Source organism: Mesorhizobium sp. M1D.F.Ca.ET.231.01.1.1 (assembly GCF_003999155.2).
In the GTDB taxonomy this organism is placed as follows: Bacteria; Pseudomonadota; Alphaproteobacteria; order Rhizobiales; family Rhizobiaceae; genus Mesorhizobium.
On record NZ_RZOZ02000001.1, the window covers coordinates 1,180,232 to 1,197,734 of the forward strand.

Annotated in this window: 15 protein-coding genes and 1 riboswitch; of the genes, 10 read left to right on the plus strand and 5 right to left on the minus strand. The window is 66.2% G+C overall.

Features of this window, described 5'->3' with window-relative positions; genetic code table 11:
* Positions 1–122: 122 nt before the first annotated feature.
* The 4 genes from EN874_RS05880 to EN874_RS05895 are packed head-to-tail and all read left to right on the plus strand — an operon-like array spanning position 123 to position 3,482.
* The gene (locus tag EN874_RS05880) at positions 123–1,451 is read left to right on the plus strand and encodes a phosphatase PAP2/dual specificity phosphatase family protein (protein ID WP_127424408.1); all 1,329 of its coding nucleotides are present in this window, start codon (positions 123–125) and stop codon (positions 1,449–1,451) included.
* The gene (locus EN874_RS05885; RefSeq protein WP_127424409.1) at positions 1,448–1,891 is read left to right on the plus strand and encodes a hypothetical protein; all 444 of its coding nucleotides are present in this window, start codon (positions 1,448–1,450) and stop codon (positions 1,889–1,891) included. The genes EN874_RS05880 and EN874_RS05885 overlap by 4 nt, the downstream gene beginning before the upstream one ends.
* The gene (locus EN874_RS05890; RefSeq protein WP_127424410.1) at positions 1,888–2,547 is read left to right on the plus strand and encodes a lysophospholipid acyltransferase family protein; all 660 of its coding nucleotides are present in this window, start codon (positions 1,888–1,890) and stop codon (positions 2,545–2,547) included. Before EN874_RS05885 ends, EN874_RS05890 begins: the two co-directional genes overlap by 4 nt.
* The gene (locus EN874_RS05895; RefSeq protein ID WP_126084484.1) at positions 2,547–3,482 is read left to right on the plus strand and encodes a phosphatidate cytidylyltransferase; all 936 of its coding nucleotides are present in this window, start codon (positions 2,547–2,549) and stop codon (positions 3,480–3,482) included. Before EN874_RS05890 ends, EN874_RS05895 begins: the two co-directional genes overlap by 1 nt.
* Before the next feature lie 11 nt (positions 3,483–3,493).
* Here the strand turns inward: EN874_RS05895 and EN874_RS05900 are convergent, their stop codons facing one another.
* Genes EN874_RS05900 through EN874_RS05910 form a run of 3 tightly spaced genes read right to left on the minus strand, consistent with a single transcriptional unit; the run spans position 3,494 to position 6,287 of the window.
* The gene (locus EN874_RS05900) at positions 3,494–4,507 is read right to left on the minus strand and encodes an iron ABC transporter permease (RefSeq protein ID WP_168247371.1); all 1,014 of its coding nucleotides are present in this window, start codon (positions 4,505–4,507) and stop codon (positions 3,494–3,496) included.
* A gap of 3 nt (positions 4,508–4,510) precedes the next feature.
* Positions 4,511–5,458: an ABC transporter substrate-binding protein gene (locus EN874_RS05905; protein WP_127424411.1), complete on the minus strand. Its 948-nt coding sequence runs from the start codon at positions 5,456–5,458 to the stop codon at positions 4,511–4,513.
* Between the two features lie 40 nt (positions 5,459–5,498).
* Complete coding sequence (locus EN874_RS05910; protein WP_127424412.1) at positions 5,499–6,287, minus strand: ABC transporter ATP-binding protein; 789 nt, start codon at positions 6,285–6,287, stop codon at positions 5,499–5,501.
* Positions 6,288–6,493: 206 nt separating this feature from the next.
* A riboswitch (cobalamin riboswitch) is annotated at positions 6,494–6,700 on the minus strand.
* 309 nt (positions 6,701–7,009) lie between these two features.
* Between EN874_RS05910 and EN874_RS05915 the strand changes: the two genes are divergently transcribed.
* The 5 genes from EN874_RS05915 (at position 7,010) to EN874_RS05935 (ending at position 13,788) form a co-directional block, all read left to right on the plus strand.
* A complete protein-coding gene (locus EN874_RS05915; protein ID WP_127424413.1) occupies positions 7,010–8,149 on the plus strand; it encodes an efflux RND transporter periplasmic adaptor subunit in 1,140 nt (379 codons plus the stop codon).
* Positions 8,150–8,151: 2 nt separating this feature from the next.
* The gene (locus tag EN874_RS05920; protein ID WP_127424414.1) at positions 8,152–9,720 is read left to right on the plus strand and encodes an FAD-dependent monooxygenase; all 1,569 of its coding nucleotides are present in this window, start codon (positions 8,152–8,154) and stop codon (positions 9,718–9,720) included.
* A 116-nt stretch (positions 9,721–9,836) separates the two neighbouring features.
* Positions 9,837–12,938 carry an efflux RND transporter permease subunit gene (locus tag EN874_RS05925; protein WP_281061393.1) on the plus strand — a complete coding sequence of 1,034 codons (3,102 nt, stop codon included), beginning with the start codon at positions 9,837–9,839 and terminating at the stop codon, positions 12,936–12,938.
* Between the two features lie 78 nt (positions 12,939–13,016).
* Positions 13,017–13,427: a hypothetical protein gene (locus EN874_RS05930; protein WP_127424415.1), complete on the plus strand. Its 411-nt coding sequence runs from the start codon at positions 13,017–13,019 to the stop codon at positions 13,425–13,427.
* 28 nt (positions 13,428–13,455) lie between these two features.
* Complete coding sequence (locus tag EN874_RS05935) at positions 13,456–13,788, plus strand: hypothetical protein (protein ID WP_127424416.1); 333 nt, start codon at positions 13,456–13,458, stop codon at positions 13,786–13,788.
* A gap of 122 nt (positions 13,789–13,910) precedes the next feature.
* On the opposite strand, the gene EN874_RS05940 is transcribed toward EN874_RS05935, so the two are convergent.
* Positions 13,911–15,404 carry a winged helix-turn-helix domain-containing protein gene (locus EN874_RS05940; RefSeq protein WP_127424417.1) on the minus strand — a complete coding sequence of 498 codons (1,494 nt, stop codon included), beginning with the start codon at positions 15,402–15,404 and terminating at the stop codon, positions 13,911–13,913.
* A gap of 152 nt (positions 15,405–15,556) precedes the next feature.
* Here EN874_RS05940 and EN874_RS05945 point away from each other — a divergent pair, with 152 nt between their 5' ends.
* Positions 15,557–16,390: an AraC family transcriptional regulator gene (locus tag EN874_RS05945; RefSeq protein WP_127424418.1), complete on the plus strand. Its 834-nt coding sequence runs from the start codon at positions 15,557–15,559 to the stop codon at positions 16,388–16,390.
* On the opposite strand, the gene EN874_RS05950 is transcribed toward EN874_RS05945, so the two are convergent.
* A complete protein-coding gene (locus EN874_RS05950) occupies positions 16,387–17,322 on the minus strand; it encodes a helix-turn-helix domain-containing GNAT family N-acetyltransferase (RefSeq protein ID WP_127424419.1) in 936 nt (311 codons plus the stop codon). The two genes, EN874_RS05945 and EN874_RS05950, sit on opposite strands and share 4 nt — an antisense overlap.
* Between the last annotated feature and the right edge of the window lie 181 nt (positions 17,323–17,503).

Below are 17,503 nucleotides of genomic sequence, written 5' to 3' on the forward strand. Positions count from 1 at the left end.
GCATGATGCCGAAAAGTGTGAAGCGGTTTTCGGACGACATCATGCTCTATTTCTTTGATTTAGAGCCGGATGATTTCAGGTCGGATCGACCTGAAATCATCGGGCTTTAGGAACACCCAGGCATGCCCGCCAGCGTCGAGCCCCCGCCCCTTTCAACCAGCCCAGCAGCCGAAGCCTATGGCCGGATCGTGGTCCGTGCAGCCCTTTGGCTCGCTGTTCTGGCGCCCTTCTTCTATTCGACCTACGGCTTCGCCAACTGGCTGGCCTCGACGCGCTCGCATGTCGGCAGCATAGTGTTTTCCTGGGAGCACGCGATACCGTTCCTCGCATGGACGATCGTGCCCTACTGGTCGATCAACCTGTTCTACGGCCTGTCGCTGCTGCTCAACGACAGCAGACGCGGTGTCGACCGGCTGGCAAGCCGCTATCTCACGGCACAGGTCGTCGCCGTCACCTGCTTCATCCTGTTTCCGCTGACCGCCACCTTCGTGCGGCCGGCGACAAGCGGCCTGCCGGGCTTCCTGTTTGCCGTGCTCGGCGGCTTCGACAAGCCGTTCAACCAGGCGCCGTCGCTGCATATCGCGCTTTTGGTGATCATCTGGGATCACTGGCGCCAGCGCCTCGGCGGCGTTCTGCTGCCCATCTGGCACGGCTGGTGCTTCCTGATCGGCGCCTCGGTGCTGACAACCTGGCAGCACCATTTCATCGATATCCCCACCGGCGCAGTGCTCGGGGCCTTCGCGCTCTGGCTGTTTCCGGCCAAGGGCGAGCTGCCTTTCTCCGGCTTCCGCCTGAACGCCGATGCCAAGGCACGGCGGCTTGCGCTCGGCTACGCGTTGGGCGGTGCCCTTGCTCTGGCCGGAGCATCCGTCGGAGTCCACTTCTCCGCTATCGCGCTGGTGCTTTTGTGGCCGGCGCTGGCGCTGGCCATCGTCGCCTTCGCCTATGCCGGGGCCGGCGCAAAAGTGTTCCAGAAGACGGCTGACGGTTATGCGCCGCTGGCAAGCCGCATCCTGCTCTGGCCCTACCGGCTGAGCGCCAGGGCCAATGTCTGGGCATGGACGCGCAAGCTACCGCCAGCGGTGGCGATCGCCGACGGCGTTTTCCTCGGACGTTTTCCCGACGCTGCCGAAGCCGATCGCTTCGGCACGGTGATCGATCTCGCCGCCGAGCTGGAGCGGCCGCGCGACGCGCCTGGCCGCTGGGAAAGCTTCGGGATGCTCGATCTCCTGCCGCCGCCGGCGGACGTGCTTGATCGGGCGGTGGCAGCCATCGAGCCCGCGCGCCGGCAGGGCACGGTGCTGGTCTGCTGCGCGCTAGGCTTCCAGCGCAGCGCCACGGTCATCGCCGGATGGCTGGTCTCGACCGGCCGATCGCACACGCCGGCGCAGGCGCAAAAGCAGCTCGCCGCATCAGGCCGGCCGGTGCATTTCCAGGACGAGCCGGCATGACGGACGAAGCCTATCGGCAGCGGACGGCCATCTTCGCCGCCATGCTCATCAAGCAGGCGGCGTGGCCGGCCGCCATCGTTATCGCCGGCGACAGCGTCGCGCCTCTGGTCGCCTCGGCGCGCGGCGCCCTCCATGCGCCGATCGCGGTGCTGGCGCTGCTGGTCGCGGCGGCGAGCGCCATCGCGGTGCTTGGGCTTTCGGCGCTTCTCCTCTTCGATGCGCTGCTGTTCCGGCTGATGACGAGCCATGACGACGAGGCTTCCGGAGGTGCTGCGGTCGACGATCTGCTGGCGCGCATGCGGCTGAAGCCGGCTCCCTCCTTTCTCCGCTCGCTCGACGACCGTATCGCCGGAACGCGCCGCCTGCTTGCCCGCCAGCGCATCGCCTTGGCAGTCTTCGTCGCCGCGTTCCTGACCGCCGGATTCTGGATGCCGCGATGAGCAAGCTTGCGCTCCGGACCTTCACCCTGCTGCAGACGGTGACCTCGGTCGGCCTGTCGGCGCTGGCCTGGGCGGTGACCGGCGTGCGCCCGATCTGGAGCGGCAGCCAGCCGTCGGAGCGGCAGCGCATCTATTTCGCCAACCACACCAGCCATGGCGATTTCATCCTTTTGTCGGCCTGCCTCAGCGAGAAGGAACGCGCCATCACGCATGCGATCGCCGCTTCCGAATATTGGGGGAAGTCGCGGCTGCGCCGCTTCATCGCCGAGGACATGCTCTCCTCCGTGCTGATCAGCCGGCAATGGACGAGTCCGGAGGAGAACCCGATTTCGGTCATGCTCTCGGTGCTCGACCAGGGCCACTCGCTGATCATCTTCCCGGAAGGCACGCGCAACATGAGCGACGAGCTGCTGCCGTTCCGCTCCGGGCTCTACAACCTGTCGATGGCGCGGCCCGATGTGGAACTCATCCCCTGCTGGATCGAGAACATGTCGCGCGTGCTGCCGAAGGGCCAGTTCCTGCCGGTGCCGCTGCTTTGCCGCGTCGTCTTCGGCGCGCCGGTGGCGGTGGAGCCTGGCGAGGAACGCCGCGCCTTCCTCGAGCGCGCCCGCGCGGCGCTGCTGGCGCTGAATCCGCGCCCTGATCGAGACGATTGATGCGCCACGAAATCAGCATCCTGATCATCGGCCTTTTCGTGGTGCTGAGCACCGCCAGCGTCACCGCCGGCATCCTTTCGATGCGCGCGCCGAAGCCGCTGAGCGCAACGCTGGTCAACCTCACGCAGCGCATCAACGCCTGGTGGGTGATGGTGGCGCTGATGACGGTCGCCTTCTTCTTCGGCCGCTACGGCATGACCATCCTGTTCGCGCTGATCTCGTTCGCGGCGCTGCGCGAGTTCGTGACGCTGACGCACAGCCGCCGCAGCGACCACTGGGTGCTGCTCGGCATGTTCGGCATCGTCATCCCGGTCCAGTACTGGCTGGTGTGGACGGCATGGTACGGACTGTTCGTGATCTTCATCCCGGTCTACTGCTTCCTGCTGATGCCGGCGATCACGGCGTTGCATGGCGACACCGAGCGCTTCCTCGAGCGGATCGCCGCGCAGCAATGGGCGATCATGATCTCGGTCTATTGCGTCAGCCATGTCCCTGCCCTGCTGACGCTCAACGTGCCGGGTTTCGAAGGCCGCAATCTTCTGCTCATCGCCTTCCTGATCATCGTCGTGCAGGGCAGCGACGTGCTGCAGTACATCTTCGGCAAGCTGTTCGGGAAACACCGCTTCTCGCCGACCGTCTCACCGTCGAAAACCTGGGAGGGGCTGATCGGCGGGCTGGTCGCCTCCAGCCTGCTCGGCGCGTTGCTCTCCTTCATCACGCCGTTTTCGCCGCTGCAGGCCTCGACGGTCGCCTTCGTCGCCTGCACGATGGGGTTCCTCGGCGGGCTCGTGGCGTCGGCGATCAAGCGCGACCAGGGCGTCAAGGACTGGGGCCACCTGATCGAGGGCCATGGCGGCATGCTCGACCGCACCGATAGCCTGGTCTTCGCAGCGCCGATCTTCTTCCACATCGTGCGCTATTTCTGGACGGTTTGATCGCCGGCGAACTAAAGGCGGTTGCGCATCAGCATGGTGACGACGAAGAAGGCGCCGAGCGAGCTGGTGATGATGCCGATCGGCAGTTCTTGCGGCGGCAGCAGCGTGCGGGCGAGAAGATCGCTGGCCAGCAGAAGGATCGCCCCGAACAGCGCGCAGATCGCTATCAGGGGCCGATGCAGCGGACCGGCCAGCGGCCGGCCGAGATGCGGGATCATCAGGCCGACGAAGCCGATGACGCCGGCCACCGCCACCAGAATCGCGGTGGCCAGAGCCGCGATGAGGAATGTCGTGCGGCGCATCCGCGCCACCGGCACGCCGAGGCTTTCGGCGGCGCTTTCGCCGGCGAGGAAGGCATCGAAGCGGCGGTGGTTCCAGAGCCCATAGGCGAGGATGATGACGGCGCCGAGCGCCGCCAGGCCGATATTGTCCCAGCGGGCGAGACCCAGCCCGCCCATGGTCCAGAACAGCACCGAATGGGCGGCGCGCTGGTCGCCGGCGAAGACAAGATAGTTGGTCAGCGCAGTGAACATGAAGGAGACGGCGAGGCCGGCAAGGATCAGCCGCTCGGGTCCCTGCCCCCTCACCCGCGACACCAGCAGAAGCACGATTGCCGCCGCCAGTATGCCGCCGGTGAAGGCGGCAAGGGGAAGGGTCCAGATGCCGAAGCTGTCGCCGAAGACGGTGATGACGGAGACCGCGCCGGCGGCGGCGCCCGAGGAGAGGCCGAACAGGAACGGATCGGCGAGATCGTTGCGGGGGACGGTCTGCAGCAGCGCGCCGACGATGCCGAGGCCGGCGCCGACAGCAATCGCCAGCAATGCGCGCGGCAGCCTGAGGTCGACGACGATGCTGCCGACCGGACCGGATACCTGATTCCCGTCCAGCCCCATCGCATGTGCCAGCGCGCGCACGACCTCGTGCAACGGGATGAGCGTCGAGCCGTAGGCGATCGAAAGCAGCACGAGCGCTGCAAGCAGCGCCGCGCCCAGCGACACTGCAAGAACGAACGATCCGTATCGCAAAGGTCAGAACGCTTCCGGATGCATGGCCCTGGCGATCTTGCCGATCGCCTCGATGTTGGCGGGTCCGGGCGTCAGCTCGGCGTAACGCAGCGCAACGAAGCGCTTGTTCTTCACCGCGTCGGTTTCCTTCATCGCCGGATGTGCCTCGAGGAAATCGAGCAGCTTCCGGTAGCCGCCGCCGTCCTGGTAGTCGAGCAGGATGAGGAATTGCGGATTGCGCGACGCAACCGTCTCCCAGTCGGTATTGCCCCAGCTCGTGTCCATGTCGGCCATGATGTTTTCCCCGCCCGCGGCGGCGATCATGGCGTTGGGGATGGCGAACTTGCCGGCGGTGAGGGGCTTGTCCTCGCCAGAGTCATAGAGGAACACGCGCGTGCCCTTATGCTCGCCCACCTTGGCGGTGATGCCGGCCAGCTCGGCCTTCCAGCCGGCGACCAGCTTTTGCGCCTCCGCGTCCTTGCCGAAGATCTTGCCGAGCTTCTCGACGTCGCCAAAGAGCAGGTCCATCGAAGCGGTGGGCCGGTTCTTGTCGAGATGTACGCAGCTCTCGGTCAGTACCAGCGTCTTGATGCCGTGCGGGGCAAGCGTGTCGGGCGTGACCTCGCCGCCCGGCTTCATGCCGTAATACCAGCCGGCGAAAAAGAAGTCCGGCTGCGCGGCGACAAGGTTTTCCAGCGTCGGGTATTTCGGCGCCAGCTCGGGGATCGAGCCCTGCTCGGCCTTGAATTCGGGGCCGACCTTGTACCAGCCGGTGATGCCGGTCAGCCCGACGATCGACGGCTGCAGCTTCAGCGCGAACGCCATCTCGGCCATGTTGAGGTCCTGGATGACGGCGCGCTTCGGCGGCGCGTCGAAGGTGAGCGGCTTGCCGCAGCTGTCGACGGTCACCGGGAAGGCGGAGGCGGCCGAGGCGACAAAAGAGAGGGCAAGCGACAAAGCGAGGCGTTTCACGGGATGGTGCTCCTGATTGGGTTGGATTGTTTGGGTTGGCTCAGGACGGCGCTGAAGCGCGGGCGGGAAGCTCGAAGACGGTGAGCTCGCGGTCCTCGGTCGGGTGCTGGAGGCGCAGCACATCGATGCCGAACACCTCACGGATGAGCGGCTGCGCCAGCGCCTCGCGCGGCGGCGCCAGCGCGTGCAGTTGGGCGTTGCTCATCACCGCGACGCGGGTGGCGAAGGGCGCCACCAGGGCGAGATCGTGCAGCACGGCAACAACGGTCATGCCGAAGCCGGCGACCAGGTCGAGCAACTCGCCGCGGGCGCGCGGATCGAGGTGGTTGGTCGGCTCGTCGAGGAACAGGATTTTCGGCTCCTGCGCGATGGCGCGGGCGAGCTGCGCGCGCTGGCGCTCGCCGCCGGACAGCGAGCCTACGGTGCGCGCGAGCAGCCGCAGCAATCCGGTCCGGCGCAAAGTCTCGACGACGATGTCGCGATCGTCGTGGCGGCGCCTCAAGCCCGCATGTGGGACGCGGCCAAGCTCGACATAGTCGATGAGCGCGAGCCGCGGATCCGGCTGGTCCGTCTGACCGACGACGGCGATGCTGAGCGCCCGCTCGGCGGCGGTGATCCGGTCCAGCCGGCGTCCGGCAAGGCGCACCTCGCCGCGGCTCGGCGGCAGCGCCCCGCACAGCATGTGCAGCAGCGTCGTCTTGCCGGCGCCGTTAGGGCCGATGATGGCGAGACGTTCGCCGCCGGTCAGCGACAGGCTGACATCGTCGACCAGCGTCCGGCCATTGGCCGTCGCGCCGAGGCCACGGGCTTCGAGAAGCTGCGTGGTCATAGGCGGCCCACCCGATGATCGGAGAGTGCTTCGCTGCGCATTTCTCGCGTCGCCGGATCACAGCAAAGCATGCACACGAAAATGCGGTCGATGCGATCGATGGAGCCGTCCAACATTCCGTCACTTTCCCAAAATGGCGACGGAAGGATGCCGGACGAGCCGGCCGACAGTACCGGTGCCCGCGTCTCCTCCCGGCACACCCCGTCCGGTCAACTCGTGTCGATGGCAGGTCTCCTGGCTCGCGGGTCGCCGCGCCATCCGCCTTCCCAGCCTTGCCGGCCAGTGGCATTCCGGATGGAGCTCGCCGCTCACAGTTGCGGGGGCAGCCACGGCCTCGACCCTAAGCGGATCTCACCGTGTTCCCTTTTCACCCCTCGCCTTGCGGCTCGGGGACCATGACACCGCCATCGTAGGTTGTCCGCGCGCGAGTCGCAACGGACTTCTGCGCGACCTGATCACCCCGTGAAATTCCCAATTTGCAGCTTCCGATATGTAATAACGTTACATACGCTCGAAGGCCCTATGTCAATCCGTTTCCGGCACTGCCTCAGCCAAACATCGGAAAATTTTCAGAAACCGTTCGGGATTTTCCGGGCCGGAAACCGCAAGAAGATCGGGCTGGCGAAAGACAGGCCGCAAACGCCCGATCCCCCTCCAGCCGATATATTTCCCGGTCGCCGCATCCTCCCCGCGCGACCGCAACCTTGGTCGTGGAGACAAGCATGATTGCCGCACTCTCTGATAACAAGGCGCTGAGGCGTCGCCTTGTCGCCGGCTCGGTCGCCGTCCTCGCCTGCGGCGCGTCCCTGGTCTGGCACGGCGCAAGAAGCGAGGCCTCGTACACCACCCCGGCCGCCCCGGAGACGAAGCTCGTCAAGGCCATAGCGGTCGCTCCGATGCTCGGCGCTGACACCCGAACCGCCGTCGGCGAGATACGCCCGAGGCTTGAAAGCGACCTAGGCTTCCGCGTATCCGGCAAGCTGCTCGAACGCGTCGCCGAGGTCGGCGCGACGGTGAGGAAGGGCGAGGTGCTCGCCCGCATCGACGATCAGGACTATTGCAACCGGCTCGCCAGCGCCGAGGCCGATGTCGCCGCGGCGCAGGCCGTGCTTGTCGAGGCAAGTGCCGCCGAGGCCCGCATCGGCGCGCTGCTCACCAAAGGTTTCACGACACGGGCCAACTATGACGCGACGCTGAAGAATCTGCGCTCGGCGCAGGCCAAGCTCAAGTCGGCGAACATCGCCTTCGAGATGGCCAAGGACCAGCTCGGCTATACCGAGCTGCACGCGGAATTCGACGGCATCGTCACCGCGAGCGGCGCCGAAGCCGGCCAGTCGGTCAATGTCGGGCAGATGGTGGTCCGCGTCGCCGATCCGCAGAGCCGCGACGCCGTGTTCTCGATCGCCGAAGCCGCCTTCGCCAACACGCCCGATACGAAGCGGCCGCCGAAGGTGACCGTCTCGCTGCTCAGCAATCCGGCGATCACGGCGGCCGGCACCATCCGCGAGATCGCGCCGATGGCCGATGCCGCCACCCGCACCTTCCAGGTGAAGGTCTCGATCGAGAATGCGCCCGACGAGATGCGCTTCGGCGCCAGCGTTTCCGGCCGCGCCGAGGTCGCCGGCGCGCCGGTCGTGGTGCTGCCAGGCAGCGCGCTGTTCGACAAGGATGGCAAGCCGGCGGTGTGGATCGTGTCGCCCTCGTCAGCCGTCGAGCTCAAGCCGGTCACGGTTGCCCGATACGAGACCGACCGCATCGTCGTCAGCGACGGGCTCAGCAAAGGCGATCTGGTCGTTACCGCCGGCGTAAACCGGCTGCGGGAACACGAAAAAGTCCGTATCGTTGAGGGAGAAGGAAAATGACCATGTCCAAGACAAAGGTCCTCATCGCCGGCGCCGGTCCGACCGGACTGACGCTCGCGCTCTGGCTGACCAGGCTCGGTGTCCCGGTCCGCATCTTCGACAAGGCTGACGGTCCGGGCGAAACCTCGCGGGCGCTTGCCGTCCAGGCGCGCACGCTGGAGTTCCACCACCAGATCGGCATCGTCGACGATGTCCTTGCAGCAGGCATCCGGCTGGAGCGGCTTACCATACATACGCCGGCCGGCGTCGCTGCCAGGCTGCCGCTGTCCGACTTCGGCCGCGGCATCAGCCCCTTTTCCTTCGCCTTCGCCTTGCCGCAGGACATCCACGAGCGTGTGCTGATCACGCATCTGCAGCGCGCCGGCGTCGAGGTCGAGCGCGGCACCGGGCTCGTCGCCTTCCAGGACAAGGGCGATGCGGTCATCGCCACGCTGAGTAAGGATGGCCGCACCGAAACCGTCAGCGCCGCCTATCTCGCCGGTAGCGACGGCGCCCGCAGCACCGTTCGGCATGGGCTCAATATCGGCTTTCCCGGCGGCACCTACGAGCAGGCTTTCTACGTCGCCGACGTCAAGGGCACCGGCGAAGTCACCCACAACGGCATGGACGTCACCATCAGCGCCTATGGCTTCGCCATCGCCATGCCGGTCAGGCAGTCGGGGTCGCTCCGCCTCATCGGCATCGTGCCGAAGGCGCATGAGGCCGACGAGACGATTAGCTTCGAGGCGATCCGCGCCGATATCGAGCGCGACACCGGCGTCAAGGTCCACGAAGTCAACTGGTTCTCGACCTACCGCGTCCACCATCGTGTCGCCGAGCGATTCCGCGTCGGCCGCGTGTTCCTCGTCGGCGATGCCGGCCATATCCACAGCCCGGCCGGCGGCCAGGGCATGAACACCGGCATGGGCGACGCAGTGAACCTCGCCTGGAAGCTCGCAGCGGTGGTACAGGGCCGGGCCGACCCGCGCCTGCTCGACAGCTATGAGCCCGAGCGCATCGCCTTTGCGCGCAAGCTGATCGAGAGCACCGACACCGCTTTCCGCTTCATCACCAGCCGCTCGCGGCTCATCGGCCTGTTCCGGCGCTATCTTATGCCGAAGATCATGAACGTCGCACTGCATACATCGTTCGGCTCGCGCGCCTTCTTCGGACTGATCTCGCAGGCGGCGATCCAGTACCGGGCCGGGCCGATCAGCTCGGGCACGGCGGGCAAGGTGAACGGCGGCGACCGGCTGCCCTACGTCGCCCATGCAGATGGTGACAATTTCGAGCCGCTGCGCTCGCTCGATTGGCAGGTTCATGTCTATGGCGAGGCCAATTGCGATTTCCGGGCGATGCTTGCGCCGAGCGGCATCCCGATCCACGCCTTCGCCTGGACGGACGCAGCCGGGAAAGCCGGCCTGCAGCGTGACGCCGCCTATCTGGTGAGGCCCGACGGCCATGTCGCGCTTGCCTCGCCGGTTCAGGAGGCAGCAAGCTTCCAGCGCTATCTCGCCGGCCTCGCGATCAGGCCGAGGCTTGCGGAGCGCGCGCCCTGCCGAGTGCCGGGCACTATGCACAGCCTGGCCTGACTTTCCAGCGCCCGCCACGCGGCGGGTGCTGACCGAACCCCGACCGTCACTTGTTTTGGCCAGCCGGCAGCCGCCGGCGGAACGCGCCTTTGCGCGTTCTGAGAGGGATTTGCATCATGACCAGCTTCAATCTTTCCGAATGGGCGCTGCGCCACCGCAGCCTCATCGTCTATCTGATGATCGCTGCCGCACTTGCCGGGCTTTACGCCTATCGTGGCCTCGGCCGCGAGGAGGACCCGCCCTTCACTATCAAGACCATGGTGGTGAAGACGATGTGGCCGGGCGCCGGCACCAGCGACACGGTGGAGCAGATCACCGACCGCATCGAGAAGAAGCTCGAGGAGCTGCCCGACCTCGACTACGTCAAGAGCTACACCAAGCCCGGCGAATCCGTCGTCTTCGTCAACTTGAAGGACACGGTGGCGGGCGACCAGGTGCAGCCGCTCTGGTACCAGGTGCGCAAGAAGCTCGACGATATCAAGCCGACGCTGCCCTCAGGCGTGCAGGGCCCGTTCTACAACGACGAGTTCGGCGATACCTATTCGCTGATCTACGCGCTCACCTCCGACAGCCTCAGCCATCGCGAGCTGAAGGACCTCGCCACCGGCCTGCGCGCCGGGCTGCTCACGGTGAAGGATGTCGCCAAGGTCGATCTCATCGGCCAGCAGGACGAGAAGATCTATCTCGAGTTCTCGACGCAGCAAGTGGCGGCACTCGGCCTCGATGTCGGCACGCTGTCGCAGGCACTGCAGGCGCAGAACGCGCTGACGCCGAGCGGCACGGTCGATGCCGGCCCCGAGCGCATCGCCATCCGCGTCTCCGGCAGCTTCACCTCCGAGGAGAGCGTGAAGGCGATCAATTTCTACGCCAACGGCCATTACTTCCGGCTGGGCGACGTCGCCGAGGTCAAGCGCGCCTATTCCGACCCGCCGCAGCCGATGTTCCGCTTCAACGGCAAGCCTGCGGTCGGCATCGCCATCTCGATGACCGCGGGCGGCGACGCGCTGGCGCTGGGCGAGAACGTCAAGGAGAAGATGCACGAGATGGAAGCCGAGCTGCCGCTCGGCGCCGAGCTTGGTATGGTCGCCGACCAGTCGCATGTGGTGGAAGAATCCGTCGGCGAGTTCACCAAGAGCCTCGGCGAAGCGATCGCCATCGTGCTCGCCGTGTCGCTGCTGGCGCTCGGCTGGCGCCCCGGCGTCGTGGTGGCGGTCGCCATTCCGCTGGTGCTGGCGATCACCTTCGTCACCATGGAGTATTTCGGCATCTCGCTGCAGCGCATCTCGCTCGGCGCGCTGATCATCGCGCTTGGCCTCCTGGTCGACGATGCCATGATCGCGGTGGAGATGATGATCGCGCGCATGGAGGAAGGCCACGACAAGATCTCGGCTGCCACCTATGCCTACACCTCCACCGCCTTCCCGATGCTTACCGGCACGGTGGTGACGATCGCCGGGTTCGTGCCGGTGGGCTTCGCCAAGAGCGGCGCCGGCGAATACTGCTTCTCGCTGTTCGCGGTCGTGGCCATCGCGCTCGTCGTCTCCTGGGTGGTCGCGGTACTGTTCACGCCGCTTACCGGCGTCTTTCTACTGCCCGATCGCATCAAGGGGCATGGCAGCCATCAGCCGTCGCGCATTGCCCGCGGCTTCCAGACGCTGCTCGAGATGGCGATGCGGGCGAAGTGGCTGGTGCTGTTGGCGACGGCGGGGCTGTTCGCGCTCTCTGTCGTCGCCATGGGCTTCGTCGGCCAGGAGTTCTTCCCGAAGTCCGACCGGCCGGAGGTCATGCTCGATCTCACCTTGCCGCGCACCGCTTCGATCAAGTCGACGGATGCCGTGGTCGAGCGCGTCGAGAAGCTGCTCGCCGCCGATCCCGACATCGACCACTGGAGCTTCTATGTCGGCCAGGGCGCGGTGCGCTTCTACCTGCCGCTCGACGCGCAGCTCGCCAACGACTTCTTCGCCCAGGCCGTGGTGGTGACCAAGGGCCACGCCGTGCGCCAAGCCGTCATCGACCGGCTGGAAAAGGAGCTGTCGACCGGCTTCGACGACATGATGGCCCGCGTCACGCCGCTAGAGCTTGGCCCGCCGGTCGGCTGGCCGCTGAAGTTCCGCGTCAGCGGTCCGGACCCGGACAAGACGCGCAGCCTGGCGCAGCAGTTCGCGCAGGTGCTGGGCAGCGACGCCGCCGTGCGCAACATCAATTACGACTGGAACGAGCCGGCCAAGGTGATCAAGGTCGATGTCGACCAGGACCGGGCACGCGCCCTGGGCATCTCCTCGCAGCAGCTGTCGGAGACTATCAACGCGGTGCTGTCGGGCTCCAAGATCACCCAGATGCGCGACGACACCTACCTTGTCGACATCGTCGCCCGGGCTGTGGATAACGAACGCGCCAGCATCGACACGCTGCGCGGCCTGACGATCAGCGCGTCCGGCGGGCGCCGGGTGCCGCTCGAACAGGTGGCGAAGCTCAGCTACCAGACCGAGCCGCCGCTGATCTGGCGCCGCGGCCGGCTGCCGACGGTGACCGTGCAGGCCGACGTCGCGCCTTGCGAAAACGCCACCATCGTGTCGCGGCGGCTGGAGAACGCCATCGCCGCGTTCAAGGCGGAGCTGCCGGCGCGCTACAGCGTCGAGCAGGGCGGCGTCATCGAGGACAGCGCCAAGGCGCAAGCCAGCATCTTCGTGGTCTTCCCGCTGATGCTGTTTATCATGGCGACGGTGCTGATGGTGCAGCTGATGAGCTTCCAGCGCCTGGTGCTGGTGCTGCTCACCGCTCCGCTTGCGATCATCGGCGTCGCCGGCGCGCTGCTCATCTCCGGCGCACCGATGGGGTTCGTCGCGATCCTCGGCGTGATGTCGCTGATCGGCATGGTGATCCGCAACTCGGTGATCCTGATCGCGCAGATCGACCAGCACATCGCTGCAGGCGAGGAACCCTGGGCCGCGGTGATCAGCGCCACAACGCACCGGCTGCGGCCGATCCTGCTGACGGCGGCGGCCGCCATCCTCGGCATGATCCCGATCGCGCCGACCGTGTTCTGGGGGCCGATGGCCTATGCGGTGATGGGCGGCCTGTTGGTGGCGACCGTGCTGACGCTGGTCTTCCTGCCGACGCTCTATGTCGCCTGGTTCGGCATCAAGGCACCTGCCAAGGCCACACCGGCGACCGAGCCGGCAGTGCCCACCGCCGAGCCCCAGCCACTGGCTGCCTGAACGGCGCATCCCCCAATCGCCACGGCGGAGCGTCCGCCGTGCCGGCTGCTCCAAGACGCAAAACCGAAAGGAACGATCATGACACCCTTCTTTGGAAATCTTCTCGTTCGCGTCAACGCCGGCTTCCTGATCCTCGCCTCGGCCGGCGGCCTCGCCACCGACATCGCAGGCTCGTTCTTCGGGCGCGGCGCGGAAGCCGTCCTGCTCGGCGACGCGCCGGGCACCGGCATCGGCTTCATCGAGGCGCATGGACTGGCTTTGATCATCGGGGGGACGCTCTGGCGCATCGCCTACTCCCGCAACTGGCACGGCGTCCTGGCCGCCGTGCACGCGCTGCTCGGAACGGCAAATCTTTTGTTCTGGCAGTTCTTCATCGCCGCCGACGTGTTCGTCGTCGGCTACGTCACAACCGCGGCGCACTTTGTGTTCGTGGTTGCTCACCTAGCGGCGCTGGCGGGTTCTGCCCGGCAAGCCGCGACCTCCCACTGACCTTCGATCAATATCAGGAGAAACGAAAATGCCTATGAAATCTTTCAGGAAAATGCGCTCGGCGGCGGCCCTGCTGGCAGTCGCTCTCGCCGCTGTCGAGATCGTCGGCGTCGCCGTTCCGGCCCTGTCGCTGGTCAGCGCGGCCGAGGCCCGCATCGGCGCGCCCTGGACGCCGCGCAGCGCCGCCGGTGTCGCTCGCCGCACAGCGACATGGCGGGTGCTCAGGCACACCACGGCCTGGGTCGCCACGCTGCCGGCAGGCTGCGTCCGCACCAAGGTCAACGGCTTCGACGTCTGGCGCTGCGGCGGCACCTACTACCGGGCCTATCAGGGCCGTTACATCGTGGTCGTCGTCGATTGAGGCGGCTCGGGCGCAGCCTTCCGCGCGTCGCGCTGAAACGGAATCAGGCGACGCGCCTTAACTCTTTGTCTTTGATGCATGTCTTTATCCCAGCACCGCTGCACACTTCTGGGTGGCATGCATCAGCCGAGGGCAAGTCTGACGCCCTCGGCGAGATGCTCCGCATCGGCCCGGTTCTCGAACGGCACCCCACGCAGCGCATAGTCGAGCGGCGAGAAGGGATCGCCGTCCTCGATGAGGGCGATCTGCCGCCGCGCCTTCTCCATATCGCCCATCTGGGCATAGCAGGCGGCTAGTCTTGTCCGGATCCAGGGCGCGGGGCGCGTAGCGAGCTCCAGCGCCTCCGCCGCCTGGCGGTATTCCCCCATCATGTAGAGCGCCAGCGCCCGATCGAACTGGTACCAATGCGGGTGCAGGGGATCGATACGGATGCCGCGCGCCAGCCAGGTCAGCGCGTCGAGCGGCCGGCCGCGCATGGTTAGCAGCATGCCCATCTGCTCGATGCTGTCGGCGTCGTAAGGGTTGAGCTGCAATGCGATGCGCATGTGATGCTCGGCCGCCTCGTGGTCGCGCATATAGAGGCGGATCAGCGACTGCACGCGATGGCCGGTCGGCTGGTCCGGCGACAATGCCAGGCCCTTGTCGGCAAGGTCGCGGGCATTTTGCAGCACTGCATCGCTGGCGCGGCCGAATTCCCCATCCAACGCCCGCGCCAGAGCGAGGTAGGTGTAGGCCAGCCCGTAATTCGGATCCTTGGCGATGGCCGCCTCGAACAAGGCCTCGGCGCCGCGCTGGTCGGTCTGGGCCGGATCGCGCAACAGCGCGAAGCCGCGCAGCAGAAGCTCGTAGGCGGCAAGGCTGGTCACCGGCTTGCGCGCGGCATGCTCCAGCCCGGCATTGGTGACCCGTGTGACCAGCCGGCTGACGATCTGCTCGACGATCTCGCGCTCGATAGCGAACAGGCCCTCGCCGTGCGACTGGTAGCGATCGCCCCAGAGCTGGCTTGCGGTGGCGATGTCGACCAGGCTGACGGCCACCACGACATGCTCGCCTTGCCGGCGCAGCGACCCCTCGACCAGATAGTCGGCACCGATGCGGGCGCGGATCTGCGGCCACTCGGCGCGGCCGAAGGAAGCGAAGGAAAAGCTCGAATTGCGCGCAAGCACCGTGACCGTGCCGAACCGCGCCACGCCGTTGATAAGGTCCTCGGCAAAGCCGTCGACCATCGCCTCGTCGGCCGGATCGCCGCTCTCGTTGCGGAAGCGCACCACCGCCACTATAGGCTGGCTGCTGATCTCGGGCGCGGCTTCGGCTTCGGCGGCAAGCATATAGCCGCGCTTGGAGACGGTGCGCACCATGTCCTCGCCAAGCACCTTGCGGATTTCGCGCACCGACTGGGTGAGCGAATCTTCGGTGACGTAGACGCCCGGCCAGACGACATCCATCAGCTCCGACTTCGGCACGACGCGCCCCATGTTGCGGGCGAGATGCGAAAGCAGCGCATAGGCTTTCGGGCGCAGGAACAGAGGCTCGTTGACGCCGCGGAGCGTCCCCATGGCGAGGTCGAGCGTGAACCCGCCAAACCGGAAGACCTGATCGGCCGTCGCCGTCGTCATCAGGACACTCCTTCCCGTCTATCGCGCGCAACGCCAAGTCGATCCCACGGAAACCGGCATGCGCATCGTCATTATTGCCCAGTGCGCAATTTCGATCAAACTGGCTGTCGGTGCGGTGCTTAGTCTCGGCCCCGCCAAAATGCGAGGAGCCTATGAACCCGACCGAGAAGGCGCTGTGGTTCGTCGAAAGCCACCTGCCGGATGCTATCTCCCTCGACGATGTCGCGCAAAGCAGCGGCGTGTCGCGCTTCCATGTGACGCGCGCCTTCGGCGCCGCCACAGGCCGGTCGGTGATGGGCTACATGCGGGCGCGCCGGCTCAGCGAGGCGGCGCGCAAGCTTGCCGGCGGCGCGAGCGATATCCTGGCGGTTGCGCTCGATGCCGGCTATGGCTCGCATGAGGCATTCACGCGGGCCTTCCGCGACCAGTTCAGCACGACGCCTGAGTTGGTGCGCGCGCAAGGCTCGACCCAGAACCTCGACCTCGTGGAGCCCATCCTCATGGACAATTCGTTTCTCGCCACGCTCGAGCCGCCGCGCTTCGAGACCAGCCGGCCTTTCCTGATCGCCGGGCTCGGCGAGCGTTACAGCTGCGAGACCAGCGCCGGTATTCCGATGCAGTGGCAGCGCTTCGGCCCCTATTTCGGCAACATCCCCGGCCAGATCGGCGACGTCGCCTATGGCGTCTGCGTCAATGGCGACGATGCCGGCAATTTCGACTACATCGCAGGTGTCGAAGTGTCGGATTTCTCCGACCTGCCCAAGGAGTTTTTCCGGGTGCGCGTGCCGGCGCAGAAATATGCCGTGTTTGCACACCGCGAGCACATCTCGACCATCCGCCGGACGGTCAACACGATCTGGAACAAATGGCTGCCGGCCTCCGGCCACGTGATCGCCGATGCGCCGGAATTCGAGCGCTACGGGCCCGAATTCGATCCGCACAGCGGCAATGGCGGGCTGGAGATCTGGATACCGGTGAAGGGTTAGAGCGCCAAATTCCAGGTCTGGCCGACCAGATCCTTGCCGAAGGAATGGTGACGCTCTTCCTCGACCAGTTTGAAGCCCGCGGCCTGGTAGATGCGGCGTGCCGAACCCAGTATGTCGTTGGTCCACAGCGTCAGCGTCTTATAGCCCTTGGCGCGGGCGAAGGCGATGCACTCATCGACCAAGCGCTTGCCAATGCCAAGGCCGCGCGCCGAGGGCTCGACATAGAGCAGCCTCAGCTTCGCCACCTTGGGCGACTTGCGCACGACGAAGACCGAGCCGACCACTTCGCCTTCCCTTTCGGCGATCCAGCTGCGCTCCCATTGCGGGACGAAGTTCTTGACGAACTCACCGAGGATTTCGGCGACCAGCGCCTCGTAGGTTTCGTCCCAGCCATATTCCTCGGCATAGAGCATGCCCTGGCGCCGCGTGACCCAACCGATGTCGCCGACCTGCAGCGGCCGCAGGATGTAGGGCACCTTGGGCTCGGGTTTGTCGCCGAGCAGATTCTGAACGGTGCGCATGGCCTTGACCAGCCGTTCCTGGTCAGCCGGCGCCAGACGATCGAGCAGTGCGCGCACCTGGTCGTGCGAATCCTGGTTGAGTGGGGCGAAGGCGTCCCTGCCCGCCGGCGTCAGCGCAATCGGCGAGCGCCGTGCATCGGCCTCGGAAGCGGCGCGCTCGACCAGGCCACGCTCCTCGAACTTCTTCAACAGCCGGCTGACATAGCCGGGGTCAAGGCCGAGGTCGCGGACGAGGTCGCTGGCGACGAGCCCGTCGCGATGGGCAAGCTCGTAAAGCACCCGCGCTTCGGTCAGCGAAAAGGTGCTTTTCAGCCAGCCTTCATCGAGCACGCCGATCTGGCGGGTGTAGAAGCGGTTGAAGGCGCGCACCGCATCGATGCGCTCCTTGCCGGGGTGATCGTGGACGGTCATGGGAATTCCTCCTGTCCCAGACAGGATCAATCATTTAGTTGACTGAGTCAATAAAGGCGACGAGGCGGGGTAGTACACAACTTCGTCATTCTAGGGCGAAGCAAGGAGCGAAGCGACGCGCGCAGACCCTAGAATCCATGCCGTGACCTACACGCGCGGCAACGGTGCAGACTTTGGGGGC

Coding starts and splice junctions, on each gene's coding strand:
- EN874_RS05880 (WP_127424408.1), top strand. CDS start 123: ATGCCCGCCAGCGTCGAGCCCCCGCCCCTTTCAACCAGCCCAGCAGCC.
- EN874_RS05885 (WP_127424409.1), top strand. CDS start 1,448: ATGACGGACGAAGCCTATCGGCAGCGGACGGCCATCTTCGCCGCCATG.
- EN874_RS05890 (WP_127424410.1), top strand. CDS start 1,888: ATGAGCAAGCTTGCGCTCCGGACCTTCACCCTGCTGCAGACGGTGACC.
- EN874_RS05895 (WP_126084484.1), top strand. CDS start 2,547: ATGCGCCACGAAATCAGCATCCTGATCATCGGCCTTTTCGTGGTGCTG.
- EN874_RS05910 (WP_127424412.1), bottom strand. CDS start 6,287: ATGACCACGCAGCTTCTCGAAGCCCGTGGCCTCGGCGCGACGGCCAAT.
- EN874_RS05915 (WP_127424413.1), top strand. CDS start 7,010: ATGATTGCCGCACTCTCTGATAACAAGGCGCTGAGGCGTCGCCTTGTC.
- EN874_RS05920 (WP_127424414.1), top strand. CDS start 8,152: ATGTCCAAGACAAAGGTCCTCATCGCCGGCGCCGGTCCGACCGGACTG.
- EN874_RS05925 (WP_281061393.1), top strand. CDS start 9,837: ATGACCAGCTTCAATCTTTCCGAATGGGCGCTGCGCCACCGCAGCCTC.
- EN874_RS05930 (WP_127424415.1), top strand. CDS start 13,017: ATGACACCCTTCTTTGGAAATCTTCTCGTTCGCGTCAACGCCGGCTTC.
- EN874_RS05935 (WP_127424416.1), top strand. CDS start 13,456: ATGCCTATGAAATCTTTCAGGAAAATGCGCTCGGCGGCGGCCCTGCTG.
- EN874_RS05940 (WP_127424417.1), bottom strand. CDS start 15,404: ATGACGACGGCGACGGCCGATCAGGTCTTCCGGTTTGGCGGGTTCACG.
- EN874_RS05945 (WP_127424418.1), top strand. CDS start 15,557: ATGAACCCGACCGAGAAGGCGCTGTGGTTCGTCGAAAGCCACCTGCCG.
- EN874_RS05950 (WP_127424419.1), bottom strand. CDS start 17,322: ATGACCGTCCACGATCACCCCGGCAAGGAGCGCATCGATGCGGTGCGC.